At 71.4% G+C, this 13270-nt stretch carries 12 protein-coding genes and 1 pseudogene; 5 read left to right on the plus strand and 8 right to left on the minus strand.

What is annotated here, in order from left to right:
• Nucleotides 1–81 precede the first annotated feature (81 nt).
• Nucleotides 82–1701 (plus strand): glycoside hydrolase family 53 protein, encoded by a 1620-nt coding sequence (locus AC6CKD_RS17005; RefSeq protein ID WP_498328264.1) that lies wholly within the window; start codon nucleotides 82–84, stop codon nucleotides 1699–1701.
• A gap of 58 nt (nucleotides 1702–1759) precedes the next feature.
• Here the strand turns inward: AC6CKD_RS17005 and AC6CKD_RS17010 are convergent, their stop codons facing one another.
• Together AC6CKD_RS17010 and AC6CKD_RS17015 are read right to left on the minus strand one after the other, a co-directional pair.
• Complete coding sequence (locus AC6CKD_RS17010; RefSeq protein ID WP_498328265.1) at nucleotides 1760–3076, minus strand: DUF6098 family protein; 1317 nt, start codon at nucleotides 3074–3076, stop codon at nucleotides 1760–1762.
• Between the two features lie 318 nt (nucleotides 3077–3394).
• On the minus strand, nucleotides 3395–4039 hold the full coding sequence (locus AC6CKD_RS17015; protein ID WP_498328602.1) for a HemK2/MTQ2 family protein methyltransferase: 645 nt from the start codon (nucleotides 4037–4039) through the stop codon (nucleotides 3395–3397).
• A gap of 237 nt (nucleotides 4040–4276) precedes the next feature.
• Between AC6CKD_RS17015 and AC6CKD_RS17020 the strand changes: the two genes are divergently transcribed.
• Nucleotides 4277–5074, plus strand: a complete 798-nt coding sequence (locus tag AC6CKD_RS17020; protein WP_498328266.1) for an SDR family NAD(P)-dependent oxidoreductase — start codon at nucleotides 4277–4279, stop codon at nucleotides 5072–5074.
• Between the two features lie 17 nt (nucleotides 5075–5091).
• On the opposite strand, the gene AC6CKD_RS17025 is transcribed toward AC6CKD_RS17020, so the two are convergent.
• A complete protein-coding gene (locus AC6CKD_RS17025; protein ID WP_498328267.1) occupies nucleotides 5092–5571 on the minus strand; it encodes an MSMEG_6728 family protein in 480 nt (159 codons plus the stop codon).
• Between the two features lie 251 nt (nucleotides 5572–5822).
• Here AC6CKD_RS17025 and AC6CKD_RS17030 point away from each other — a divergent pair, with 251 nt between their 5' ends.
• Complete coding sequence (locus tag AC6CKD_RS17030; protein WP_498328268.1) at nucleotides 5823–7412, plus strand: phytoene desaturase family protein; 1590 nt, start codon at nucleotides 5823–5825, stop codon at nucleotides 7410–7412.
• Between the two features lie 83 nt (nucleotides 7413–7495).
• Nucleotides 7496–8752, plus strand: coding sequence for a cytochrome P450 (locus AC6CKD_RS17035; RefSeq protein WP_498328269.1), 1257 nt, complete (start codon nucleotides 7496–7498; stop codon nucleotides 8750–8752).
• Nucleotides 8753–8937: 185 nt separating this feature from the next.
• Here the strand turns inward: AC6CKD_RS17035 and AC6CKD_RS17040 are convergent, their stop codons facing one another.
• Nucleotides 8938–9372: a DUF5133 domain-containing protein gene (locus tag AC6CKD_RS17040; RefSeq protein WP_498328271.1), complete on the minus strand. Its 435-nt coding sequence runs from the start codon at nucleotides 9370–9372 to the stop codon at nucleotides 8938–8940.
• Between the two features lie 268 nt (nucleotides 9373–9640).
• Between AC6CKD_RS17040 and AC6CKD_RS17045 the strand changes: the two are divergent.
• A pseudogene (locus tag AC6CKD_RS17045) lies at nucleotides 9641–10012 on the plus strand (STAS domain-containing protein); the annotation flags it as partial.
• 17 nt (nucleotides 10013–10029) lie between these two features.
• On the opposite strand, the gene AC6CKD_RS17050 reads toward AC6CKD_RS17045, so the two are convergent.
• From AC6CKD_RS17050 to AC6CKD_RS17065, 4 genes are all read right to left on the minus strand, one after another.
• The gene (locus tag AC6CKD_RS17050; RefSeq protein ID WP_498328272.1) at nucleotides 10030–10461 is read right to left on the minus strand and encodes an STAS domain-containing protein; all 432 of its coding nucleotides are present in this window, start codon (nucleotides 10459–10461) and stop codon (nucleotides 10030–10032) included.
• A 134-nt stretch (nucleotides 10462–10595) separates the two neighbouring features.
• Nucleotides 10596–10811, minus strand: coding sequence for a hypothetical protein (locus AC6CKD_RS17055; RefSeq protein WP_498328274.1), 216 nt, complete (start codon nucleotides 10809–10811; stop codon nucleotides 10596–10598).
• Nucleotides 10812–10925: 114 nt separating this feature from the next.
• Nucleotides 10926–12080, minus strand: a complete 1155-nt coding sequence (locus AC6CKD_RS17060) for a N(5)-(carboxyethyl)ornithine synthase (RefSeq protein WP_498328275.1) — start codon at nucleotides 12078–12080, stop codon at nucleotides 10926–10928.
• Nucleotides 12081–12214: 134 nt separating this feature from the next.
• The gene (locus AC6CKD_RS17065) at nucleotides 12215–13207 is read right to left on the minus strand and encodes a helix-turn-helix domain-containing protein (RefSeq protein WP_498328277.1); all 993 of its coding nucleotides are present in this window, start codon (nucleotides 13205–13207) and stop codon (nucleotides 12215–12217) included.
• Between the last annotated feature and the right edge of the window lie 63 nt (nucleotides 13208–13270).

Raw genomic sequence — 13270 nt, forward strand, 5'->3', positions numbered from 1 at the left:
CCCGGGGGCGGCCCGGCGGCCGCCCCCGGGCCACACCCGCACCACCCATCCCATCCGCCGCCCGTCGAAGGGACATCGACGATGCACCCTGTACGAAGCACACCCCCGCGGAACCTGCTGAGAGGGCTGAACCTGCTCAGAGGTGCGTGGCTGCGAACCGCCGCCGTCTCCGCGCTCGGCGCCCTGCTCCTGATCCCGCTGCCCGCGCACCCGGCGCAGGCGGCAACCACCCTGGCCAATACCGGTTTCGAGGCCGACGGCGCCGGCACGGCCGCTCCGGCCGGGTGGACCGCGTACTCGGCGACCGGACAGACGGCCGCCTCCTTCACCGAGCCCGGCGGCCACAGCGGCGGATACCGGCTCACCCACTGGTCCTCGTCCGCGTACAAGGTGGAGACCTACCAGTACCTGTCCGGACTGGCCGCAGGCAGTTACACGCTCAGTGCCTGGGTCCGCTCCGGCGGGGGCCAGAACTCCGCCTACATCGCCCTGCGCAACTGCGGGTCCGCCGAGCAGCGCACCGATCTGCCGCCCACATCCAACGGGGCCTGGATACGACTCGTGACCTCGGTGACGGTGACCGGCGGCCAGTGCACGGTCAGCGTGAACTCGGACGCGAAGGCCGGCAACTGGCTCAACGTCGACGATCTGACCTTCACCGGCGGATCAACCGGACTCGCGGTCAAGGGAGTCGACGTCTCCTCACTGAAGAAGAGCGAGGACCTCGGCGGCGTCTACCGCACGAGCGGCGGCGTCGCCGGTGACGCCCTGACAATCCTGAGGTCCGCCGGCGCCAACTACGGCCGGCTCAAGGTGTGGGTCGACCCGGCCGACGGCTACAACGACAAGGCCCGTGTCCTCGCGACGGCCAAGCGGATCAAGGCCCAGGGCATGAAGCTCCTCGTCGACTTCCACTACTCCGACATCTGGGCCGACCCCGGCGTGCAAACCAAGCCCGCCGCCTGGTCCGGGCACTCGTACTCCCAGCTCACGACGGACGTCTACCAGCACACGTACGACGTGCTGAACGCCCTCAAGGCGCAGGGCACCACCGCCGACATGGTGCAGATCGGCAACGAGACCAACACCGGCATGCTCTGGCCCGAGGGGTCGACCGACAACTGGGCGCAGCTCGCCGGGCTGTTGAAGTCAGGCGCCTCGGCGGCCAAGGCGGTCTCCTCCTCCACTCAGGTCGCGCTCCATCTCGCGCACGGCGGGGACAACTCCCTGTACCGCTGGTGGTTCGACAACGCGGCCGCGCACGGCGTGAGTTACGACGTGATCGCACTGTCCTTCTACGGGTACTGGCACGGCGCCCTGTCCTCGCTCCAGGCCAACCTGGACGACGTATCGGCGCGTTACGGCAAGAAGGTGCTGGTCGTCGAGACCGCCTATCCCTTCCGGCTGGACAGTGAGGACGCCCACGAGAACATCATCGACACCACGGCCGAGCTGGTCACCGGCTATCCGGCGAGCGCGGCCGGGCAGTCCGCCTGGCTGCGGGACGTGATGAACGTCGTCGAGGCGGTGCCGAACGGCCGTGGTCTCGGTGTCGTCTACTGGGAGCCGGCCTGGACGGCCGTGGCCGGCAACGGGTGGGACCCGACCGATCCCGCCTCCGGCAACGGCTGGGAGAACCAGGCCCTGTTCGGCTACGACAGCAGGCTGCTGCCGGCCGCGGGCTGGCTCTCGCACCGCTGATCCCCCACCAGCGGGCGGGGGCGGACCCTTGTGAGCCGCCCCCCCCTCCGCCACGGGGTCATCTGCGGTTGAGCGTTCCCCACGAGCCCTGCTGCTGCCGGACCTCCTCCGCTTCGTCGATCACTTTCCGATCGATCCATCCCACGGGCTCGACGTCCCGCGCGAGGGGTTCGTTGTCGGGGCCGCGACCGTTCTCGGACCCGTGGAGCGGACGTACAGTCCGCTCCGGCCCGAGAGGACACCCGTCAGCTCGTGCTGCTCCTTGTTGCGTTTCCGACGCCAGCTCTTGGAGGAACCCGGCCAGCGTGCGGACACCGAGGCTCAGCGCTCGGACCTCCGCCCTTTCGTCGGGCCCGTGCCAGCGGTCCCCGGGGAGTCCCGTCCCGAAGAAGACCACGGGCGCGCTGCAGGCGCGGGCGAGCTGTGCGGCGGGGGTGGCTCCGCCGTTGCCGATGTGCCGGGCCGGAGCATCGTAGGCACGGCTGACCGCGCGCGTGAGCACCGCCAGCGCGGGATGGTCGGGGGGCGTCCGATAGGGGTCGGAGATGGTCGAGGCGACTTCCAGGTCGTACGTGTAACCCCGTCGGCGGTGGCTGTCCAGCCAGGCACGCAGCTGGTTGGCGACCTGGTCGGCCCGCTGGTCCGGTACGAGTCTGAACAGCAGGTCCGCACTGGCCTCGGCCGGGATGAGCCCGAGCGCGGGGGCATCCGTGCGGCCGGACGTGAGTCGGGCGATCTCGACGGAGGGACGCGTCCAGAGGCGTTCCGGCACCGTGAAGCCCGCTTCGCCGACGGCTGCGAACGGGCGCAGGCTCTTGGCGTGCACGCCGACCCGGAACCGCTCGCGCGGCGGGCGGGGCCGGGCGAGGCGTGGCAGCTCGACCACGTGGGGGTGGGGCAGTACGGTCGCCGTCCGGCCCCAGCGGCTGCGAATGGTCTGGGCCGCGCCGGGGGTCAGGGTGACCAGCCGGTCGGCGGCGGGAACGATCACGTCGAGGGCGGCATCGTGCGTGGCCGGGTCCGGCTGATGAGGGTTGCGAAGGTCGTGCACCGTGTAGACCAGGGGTTTCCCGTGCCGATGGAGGGCGTCCGCGAGTTCGGAGAGCTGGGCCGGGCTCTGGGCATCGAAGCCGAAATGCAGGTGGTAGACGTCGAAGTCGTCGTGGTGGGCGTTCACCCACTCCGGGTCCAGCATGACCGGCGGCCACCAGCGCTGCGAGGTACTGGGCGCTCCGTTCGGGCGGGGGTCCCGCAGTCGGCGTACGCCGTCGGGCTGCGGTGCGGAGCAGTGCCGCACGTAGACGTGTCCGGCGGGTACGGACGCGACCCTGATCTCGCGAGCGGGCCGAGCATGCGGCGGCTGCCGTTCGATCACGGGGGGCTCCTTCGCTGCAGGTGGTGGCGGTGAGGGGCCACCAGTCGTGTGCGGGCCGGATTCCAGTCTGTTCAGCACCCGGGGGGACTCGCACCTGGAGGCGCGGGCTCGGGAAGCCCCGACGGGCCTCTCGCAGGCGGCCGCAGAGGGAGGCGGCCCGAGCTTCAGCCGTCCTCCAGACGGGTGAGGAACCGCTCCGCGAAGCGAGCTGCCGCCCACCGCGCTCCGTGGGCCTCCACATCCGTACTGCGAAGCACGTCGAGCACGGCTGCTCATCGTCGCGGCCCGAGCCGCGGACGCGGAGCGCACAAGTTGCCGTCAGGACTTCCCAGCACGGATGACCACCAGCTCTTCCCACTCCTCGGCCTCGCCCGCCAGGCCCTGCCGTTCCAGCCATCCCCGGCGCGAGCGCAGGACCGGCCCCCAGGGGACGGCGGCCTTCGCCGTGATCCGCGTGGACAGCCCTGCCCCGGCCGGCTTGTCCACGGTGGCCTCGGCCCCGCACATGCCGGAATGCACCATCAGCAGGACTCCCCCGGGACGCAACAGGGCCGAGGCCCGCGCGCAGATCCGGTCGATCATCAGACGTCCGTCCGGACCCGCGTCCCAAGCTCGCTGCGGTCCCCGCGAAGGCGGCCGGACTCCCGGAGCAGGTACGCACGGCGGATTCGCCACGACCAGGTCGAAGCAGCGGCCGGTCGTGCGGGCCGCGAAGTCACCGTGCAGGATCCGGAGGGGGAGCCGCTGGAGCACGGCGTTGACGCGCGCCGACGCGACGGCCGGCCAGGAGACGTCCACCGCCGTCACCGCGGCACCCCGGCGAGCAGCGTGCAGAGCCAGTGCTCCCGTTCCGGTGCCGATTTCGAGAACGCTCTTGCGGGAGTCGAGCTCCTCATGGGCCAGGGCCTCGGCGAGGAGACAAGTGTCCGCCTGGGGACGGTAGACACTCGGCAGGGCGACCAGGCCCGAGGGAGCGCGTCCGAGGTGAAGGCCGTACTGGACATCGACATCGCGTACCTCCGGGAATCGCCCTCCGGGAATCGCGGCGCCCGTACCGGCCGCTTCCGTGGACGCCCTGCGGCTTCCCCGAACAGGCCACCGCATTCGGCGTGCGGGCGATCTTCGCGATGTCGTCCGATGCCCGGCCGCTCGGCCGGGAGGACGCACGGTTGGACGGGCCAGGGCGGGTAGGCGCCCGGCATGAACACCGTCAACCCGTTGGCAGTCGTGACCGGTGCGTCGAGCGGCATCGGTTACGAGCTGGCCAAGCAGTTCTCCGAGCACGGCTACGACCTGATCGTCGCGGCGGAGGACGCCGCCATCACGTCCGCCGCCGCGACGCTGACCACCCGGGACACGCGCGTGGAAGCCGTACGCGCCGATCTGACCACCCGCGAGGGTGTGGAAAAGCTCCACGATGCGATCACGGCCACCCGACGGCCCGTAGCAGCCGCGGCGCTGAACGCCGGCGTCGGACAAGGCGGCGCGTTCCTGGACACGGACCTGGCGGACGAACTCGAGATCATCGACCTGAACATCACGTCCACGGTCCACCTGGCGAAACGGCTCCTGCCGGGCATGGTGGAAGACGGCGAGGGACGGATGCTGATCACGTCGTCGATCGCCTCCACCATGCCCGGCTCCTACCAGGCCGTGTACAACGCGAGCAAGTCCTTCCTCCAGTCCTTCGCACAGGCCTTGCAGAACGAGCTGAAGGACACCGGGGTCACCGTCACCTCCCTGATGCCGGGCCCCACGCAGACCGAGTTCTTCGAGCGGGCCGACATGCTGGACACGAAGGTCGGCCGGTCGGACAAGGACGATCCGGCTCGGGTGGCTGCCCAGGGCTACGACGCGATGATGGCCGGCAAGGACAAGGTCGTCGCCGGATCCTGGAAGACGAAGGCGCACGGCTTGGCCAACCGCGTCCTGCCCGACAGCGTCAAGGCCGGGGTTCACCGCGGCATGGCGGAGCCGGGTTCGGGTAGCGGCCGCTGAACAGGCCGGCCGACTCCTCACGGCGGCCCGTTCCTCTCCCTGTCGGACTGGGGCCATACGTAAGGGAGGTCGTCCGGTACGCCCGGAAAGCGCTCCCGGTAGAAGGCCGGGTCCTTGCGGACGAGCGCGGACTGATGGCTTCGGTGGAAGTCCGGTCTGCCCAGCCACGGGGGCAGGTCCCCGGCGGCGGCCAATTGCTCCTGCGTCCGCGGGGCTCCCCCGTCCTCCCACGCCCCGAAGTCCTCCACCAAGGTGCCGGCGCAGCTGTCGGCGCGCCCCTCGGCCGTCCACACCGCGCAGATGTCCAGCCCGTACCGTACGAGGGCCTCCTCGTACCCCGCCCACATCCGTACCGCGGGATGCCTGCGCCAGCCGTAGCCGGGAACGATCAGGCCCCGCAGGACCTGCACGGCCTCGACACGCTGCTTGCCGAGCCTGCGCACGTCCAGCGCGGCGGCCGAGGCGCCGAACGACGGAAACGGAAGGAACGTCTGCACAAGTCTCCCTCCGAGACGGTGGCGCATCCGGGTGTCCAAGTCCCGTGACCCGCTTCCCTGCCGGACCGGTTCGAGCCTGCCAGACGCACCGCAGGACGGCCTCTCGTCCGACGGGATCGATCAGCCCCACGGGTGAGATGCGGGGTGAATCGGGTACGCGCACCATGACCGGGACACCACAGCATCGACGAAAGGACGCGTCATGCCCAGAGGATCCGGCATCGTGGAGCGGCAACCCGGCGAGGTGTTCCGTGCCTGACGCCGTGGTGATCGGCGCCGGCCCCAACGGGTTGGTGGCTGCGAACGTGCTGCTCGACGCCGGGTGGAGCGTGGAGGTCCTGGAGGCTCAGGAGGAGCCCGGCGGAGCCGTACGCAGTGACCGCCGGGTGCACCCGGACTATGTCTCGGACGTGTTCAGCGCCTTCTATCCGCTGGCCGCCGCCTCCCCGGTGCTCGCGCGCCTCGACCTCGCCGCGGAGGGCCTGCGGTGGAGCCGTGCCCCGTCCGTGCTGGCCCATCCGCTGCTGGACGGACGGTGCGCGGTGCTGGAGCGCCGGGTGGAGGACACCTGCGTGGGCCTGGCCGGATTTGCGGCTGCCGACGCCGACGCCTGGGAGAACTTGTACCGGACGTGGGCCCGGGTGGGGCCGGACCTCGTGCAGGCCCTGTTCACGCCGTTCCCCCCGGTCCGCTCCGGGCTCCGGCTGGCCGCGGCGCTCCGCACCTCCGGAGGTCTGCGGCTGGCCCGGAAACTGGCCCTGCCGGTCCGCCGACTGGGCGAGGAGGAATTCGCCGGCGTGGGCGGCCGGCTCCTGCTGGCCGGCAACGCCCTGCACGCCGACCTGGCCCCGGAGGCGGCCGGCAGCGGCGGATTCGGCTGGCTGATGTCGATGCTCGGCCAGAGCCACGGCTTCCCGGTGCCCGTCGGCGGGTCCGGCGCCCTGACCGCAGCCCTCGTGAGTCGCCTGCGGCACCGCGGGGGCATCCTGCGCTGCGGGGAGCGTGTCGCGTCCGTCGTCGTACGCGGGGGCGCGGCGGTCGGGGTCAGGACCGGGGGCGGGGAAACCGTCAGCGCGCGGCGGGCCGTGCTCGCCGACACGTCGGCACCGGCCCTGTACCGGGACCTCGTCGGCGAGGAGCACCTCCCGTCCCGCCTCCTGCGGGACCTGGAACGCTTCCAATGGGACTTCGCGACGTTCAAGGTCGACTGGGCGCTGACGGGTCCGGTGCCGTGGACGGCACAGCAGGCCGCCGGAGCGGGCACGGTCCACGTGGCCGACGGAGTCGACGGCCTGACTCGGTTCGCCGCACAGATCGCCACGGGTCAGGTCCCCGACGAGCCGTTCACCCTGTTCGGCCAGATGACCACGGCGGATCCCACCCGCTCGCCGGCCGGGACGGAGTCGGCGTGGGCCTACACCCACCTCCCGCAGCACATCACCTCCGACGCCGGCACCGACCGCATCACCGGCCGCTGGGACACCCGCGAGCAGGAAGCCATGGCCGACCGCATCGAAGCACAGGTCGAACGCTTCGCGCCCGGCTTCCGCTCCCTGATCGGCGCCCGCCGGATCCTGGCCCCCACCAGCCTGCAGGCCATGAACGAGAACCTGCACAACGGAGCCATCAACAACGGCACCACCGCCCTGCACCAGCAGGCGATCTTCCGCCCCACCCCGGGCACCGGCCGCCCCGAGACCCCGGTCAAGGGCCTCTACCTGGCATCCGCGGCCGCGCACCCCGGAGGCGGCGTACACGGCGCCCCCGGCGCGAACGCCGCACGGGCCGCCCTGCGCGCGCACGGCCTGCACGCCCTCCTGCACCGCGCCCAGCGCGCGTGACGCATACGGCCACCTACGTCCACGCACGAGTGACACCGGGCCGTCGCACGCGTGCCTCGTGCCAGGCCGGGTACGCGCGCTCCATGCCCTCCTCCCAAAAAGCCAAGGCAGCCCCGTGGAACGACAGCACGCTCGCACTCCTGGTGAACGGGTACGCGTGGCTGCCCAACCTGATGCGCCGCAGCCTTGACGGCACGGTCCGGACCCGCCTGATGGGACGGCCTGCCATCGCCCTGCGCGGCCCGGACGCGGTCGCCTTCTTCTATGACGAGAAGCACGTCGTACGGACCGCGGCCCTGCCCGACCCGGTCCTGGACACCCTCTTCGGCCAGGGCGCCGTCCACACCCTCGACGGAGACGCGCACCGGGTGCGCAAAGCGATGTTCATCGCCCTCCTCAAGGACGGCGCCGGCGTCGCCGCGCTGGGCAAGCACGTCACCCGGCGGTGGCGCGAAGCGATGGCCGACCGGCGCCAGGACCGCGTGGTGCTCTTCGACGAGTCCGCCCGGGTCCTCGCCCTGGCCGTCCGCGACTGGGCCGGCCTCCCCCTCTCCGACGCGCAGGCCGCCGACCTGGCCCGCGACTGCACGTCCATGGTCGACGGTTTCGCCACCCCCGGCCCCCGCCACCTGCGCGCCCGCCGGGCACGGCGCCGCCAGGAAGACGCCCTCGCAGGCCTGATCAGCGACGTGCGCACCACCCCGGAGGCGGATGCCGAGGACTCGGCCCTGGCCACGGTTGCCTGGCACCGCGAACTGGACGGAACCCTCCTGGACCCGCGTACCGCCGCGGTCGAGCTGCTCAACATCATCCGGCCCACGGTCGCCATCGCCTGGTTCGCGACGTTCGCCGCCCACTCACTGCACCGCTGGCCCCAGCACCGCGACCTCTTGCGGGCCGACACCGCAGGCGCGTACGCCGAGGCGTTCGCCCACGAGGTGCGGCGCTTCTACCCCTTCGCCCCCTTCGTGGCGGGCCTCGCCGCGCGGGAACTGACCTGGCACGGGGAGCACGTTCCCAAGGACGCCCTGGTACTGCTCGACCTGTACGGCCAGAACCACGATCCGGCCCTGTGGGAGGACCCGTACCGGTTCGACCCGCGCCGGTTCGCCGGCCCCGCAGGGCCGCAGGATCCGCTGGACAACCTCGTCCCCCAAGGCGGCGGGGACCCGGAGCGCGGCCACCGCTGCCCCGGAGAGGACATCACCGTCACCGCACTCGCGGCGATCGCGACGGAACTGGCGCTGCTCGACTACGAAGTCCCCGACCAGAACCTCGGGATTCCGCTGTCCCGGATGCCCACGCTCCCCCGAAGCGGCTTCGAACTCCGCCTGCGGTGACGGGCGGCCGGCACCGGACGCTCGGGCGGACGCGGGGACGCGGGGACGCGGGGACGCGGGGACGCGGGGACGCCCCGATCACACACCATCCACGCTCCGCCCGCGCGCGTCCGGCCGGGCGTCGGGTCAGGCAGCGGTGAACTGGGTGGCGTCACGCACCGCCGCGTAGGCGGAGGGCTGTCCCATCACAGCACGCACAGGGTGAAGACCGCGTCCTCCACTTCTTGCCGCGATGCCCGGTCGGCCGGGTCCGCGTTCAGCCTGATCCTGGCCTCGGTGAACCGGCCGAGCGCCCGTTCCACCTCCGTGCGGCTCGGCATCAGCCGCGGCCACGGGGGCGCCGGAGGAGCGCCGGTCTTACGTGCCGCCTGTACGGCATCGCGCACGGCCCGGTCGATGGCCGGCGGTAGAGGAGTGCCGGCCGGGGTGCTGACCAAGGCCCGTGCCAGGTCGCCGGTGCTCACCCCGGCGCGGGCCGCGGCCGCCGACAACACCTGCCCGGCGAGGCGGGCCGGGCCCGGGATGGCCGCCATCAGCATGCCCACTGCCTGCGCGAGGGCTGGCTCCGCGAGCAGCCGCCCGTCAACCGGGCGCGCCTCACGGCCGTGGGAAACAGGCACACCAGCAGTCACGGGGATCACCGCCTTCGAAGGGGCGCCGGAGGTGGGCGCCTGAACAGATCCTGCCCGTCCGACCCCGCACAACGCATCCGCAGGGCATCGAACCGGCTCCTGCGAGCGGCCGGCGCTCGGACCGGCCGCCGCGCGTCCCGGTCTCCCGAGCATGGCGGAACCGCCAGGATGGTGGCTTTGCGGGCACCGGCGCCCGCCGGTGACGGGAAGGAAGCCGCATTGATCAACCACCACCCTCCAGTACCACGACACCTCGGTCCTCCTCGGCATCACCGGAACCCTCGACCAGAACGCGGACTCCGTCCTCCAGCGGGCCTTGGACTCCGTCGAGAACAGCGACCGCGTCCTCATGATCGACATGCATCAGGTGCCCGCCATGGACACCGACGGGCTCCTCCACGTCCTGGACCTCCACCGGCGCGCCGAATGTCTGGGCCTGCGGACCCTCATCGTCGGCTGGCAGCCCCAGCCCCAGCAGCTCATGGCCGCCGTCGCCGGCACCCCCGGAGCCGGGGCGGCTGCCGCGGAACGCTACGCCGTCGCCGGCTTCCGCCGGCTCCTCCAGGACCGCGCGCAACGCGCCCGCGATCACGCCGAGCACGACACCGGCGCCCTGCCCCACCCCTAGGCCGTCTCTTTCGGGTCTTAACGCGACCAGCACACGGCCCGGCGCAGCGCGTCCTGCTTGGCCCGGGCCGCTCCAGCCGCATGGGCGGCCGCAACGGAATCCCGCAGGGAACGACGCAGCGGCCCGGTCGGACCGACGCGGTTCTCCCAGCGGCCGATCCGCGGGTCCAGGCCGTCCACGAGGTCAAGGAGACGCTGCGGCTCGGGCTGCCAGTTGTAGGCGAAGAACACGATTCCTCGGGCCTGCAGGCGGTGGGCGAAGACGATCAGACCGTGGAGGCCGCTGACGTCCATGAACGTCAGGAGCCGCATGTCGCAGGCCACCACACCGACGTCGTCGAGGGCCGTCTGCGCCTCGTGGAGGGCGGTTGCGGTGTGCAGGTCGAGTGCGCCGGTCGGGGTGAGGTGCACGGTCGGCCCGTAGCGCCTCACCGTCAGCTGGAAGTCCATGTCAGCTCACCTCACAGCGAGCGGCGAGCGTGATACACGCCTGCCCTGATCCGAGCACGGGATGGCCCGCTCCGATCCTCCCCCTGCTCGCCCAGCGCCCGCAAGCCCGCCTCGCCGGAAGCGGGCGAGACCGTTCAGGGAGAGGGTTCCCACGCCTCGGGGCCGGCGCCCCGCCACTCCACGAAGCCGGGATCGGTCAGGTCCACGTCCTCGGCGTCGTCCAGCCCGGCAGCGGCCAGGAAGACCCGGATGTCGGCCGGGCGGCGGGCGACACCGATGGCTACACCGTCGTAGCGCACCCGGCGCCAGCCCCGCTCATCGGGTGGATAGACGACCAGCTTCGCGGACATGCATCCAGCCTCCTCCCCACCGTCCCACCCGGCACCTCTCCACGCCCGAACAGATGACGTCAGGCAAGGAGTCCGGTGACGGGTGCACGACCAACGGCCGGCCGCCGGGCCGGTTCAGAGCAGCGCGTGCGGGAACTGTTCGGCGCGGTGCTGGAAGGCCACGACCGCGGGATTCTGGATGCTGCCGCCGCGGATCTCGATCGCTCGGCGGATCGTGTCGTTGCCGTCCCAGCCGGCCGGACCTTCGAGGACCGACCGCAGGAAGGGGATCAGCGCCTCGCTGTTCTCCCAGGTAGCCGCATCCCACAAGTAGGAGGGGCTGTGGTCCACGGCGTAGTAGAGGACGTGGTCGCCGACGGTGAACATCGGAGCGTCGAAGGTGGTGGGCCGAGCCCACGCGAAACCCATGCCCTCGTCGCAGGAGACGTCGATGACGAGGGTGCCGGGCGCGAGCTTCGGCAGGTCCTCCTCTATCAGGAACATCAGCGGCGCCGCAGTGTCCTGGAGCACGCAGTTGACGATGATGTCGTGCCCCGCGAGGAAGTCGGCCAGCGGTTCCGGCCCGTTCTCAGTGACCACGACGCTGCGCCGCGGGTCGAGGGTGTCATCAGCCACGTCGTGATCGAAGTGCACGATCCGCGCGGAGTGGATCGGTGAGCTGACGGCGGCGATGCCGCGAGCAGTCAGCACGTCGACGTCGTGAACGCCCAGCGCGCTGAGCGCGGTAACCGCACCGCGGGCGGTGGCGCCGAAGCCGATGACCACCGCACGCCGCCGACGTCCGTAGTCTCCGGTCGCCCCGGTCAGCTGCATGGCGTGCAGCACCGACGAGTAGCCGGCCAGCTCGTTGTTCTTGTGGAAAACGTGCAGACTAAATCCGCCGTCCCGGGTCCAGTGGTTCATCGCCTCGAAAGCGATCACCGTGAGCCTGCGGTCGATGGCGGCCTGCGTGACCTTCTCGTCCTGTACGCAGTGCGGCCACCCCCACAACACCTGCCCGTCCCGCAGGTCGGCCAGATCTTCGTGCAGTGGTTTGGCCAGGAGGATGACGTCGCACTCCGCGATCAGCTCTTCGCGTGAGCGGAAACCGGCGACCCACGGTGCGAGCTGCCGGTCTGAAACGCCGAATTGATCTCCATAACCGGTCTGCAGATAGATACTTGACCGCAGGTCGGCATCGATGTTTTCGAAGTGCGCTGGGTGGATCGGCAGACGGTGCTCGTTCTCTTTACGGGACTTCGACATGATTCCGAGCTTGAGCTGCTGCAAAATGCCCCTTTGATTAGTTCATGTTTAACACACCCCGGAGCATGGGGGAGCTTGTCGGCCTCATCGACGGCTCGAGCAGCGGGTACTGACGACGCCCGGCCGGTCCGGGTGCCGCGTCCGAGAACGGCACGCGTTCAGTGCGCTTTCACCCAGCCGTGCCGGACGGCGTGACCGCCCAGCTGCATCCGGGTCCGGACTCCGGCCAGGTCCATGAGGTGGCGCAGGCGTCGGTGCAGCGTGCGCGGCGACAGGCCGAGCTGCGTCGCGGCGATCGGGTCGGTCAGGCCGGCCAGCAGGAGCGCGAGGATCTTGCGGTCCAGGTCGGTCGGGCCTTCCGCCCGGAGCTCGACGGCGGATTCGGCCTCTCCGCCGGTTCCGGACAGTTCGAGGGGGTGGGCGGTGCGCCACACCGTCTCGAACAGCGCGTCCATCGCGTCCAGCAGGCCGCTGCGGTGCAGCAGCGCGGCGCCGGGTTCTCCGGCCGGCGTGACGGCGAGCGGGACGAGGCCGAGCTCGGCGTCGGCCAGCACGAGTTTCATCGGCAGCTGGTCCGCGACGCGCAGTTCCACACCGTTGCTCAGTGAGGCGATCGCATCGTCGATGATGCCGGGCTCTGCCAGCACGGCCCGGTCCAGTACCGCCCGGAAGTGCACGCCGCGGCCGATGGCCATGGGTTCGGCGGTGTTCTGGTCGGGCGGCAGGGCGACGAACGGCGCGGTGATGAAGCTGCGGACCTGCGTGCGGGCTGCCTGCTGCACCTGGAGGAAGCGGTGGCGTATGGCGTCGACACCCGTGACCACCTCGATCAGATCGCTGATGCTGCTCCCGGTCATCGCCGCCCGGTGCTCCTCGGCGAACGTCACCAGTGCCCGCTCGGCCGTGCGCAGCCCGTCCCGGCGCTGGGTGATGAGCGCGCCGAGTGCCATGGCCGGCGGCGCGGCGGTGAACCGCTCGTCCGACGACCGGGTCACCAGTCCCCACCCGCCCAGACGGGCCAATGCCTGGTCGACGCGGGCTCGCGGGAGGGCGAGCAGGTCCGACAGGGGCACCGCGGTGGAGTTGGGCAGTCCGAGCAGCGCCCGGTAGACGCGCTCGTCGTCGGGTTCCAGGCCCAGAACATCCAGCATCGGCGACCGACTCTCTTCCGCTTGTCGCAGCGGGGAGAGTATGCGCCATGGCGGCAGACCCTG

Source organism: Streptomyces sp. GQ60, assembly GCF_059758875.1.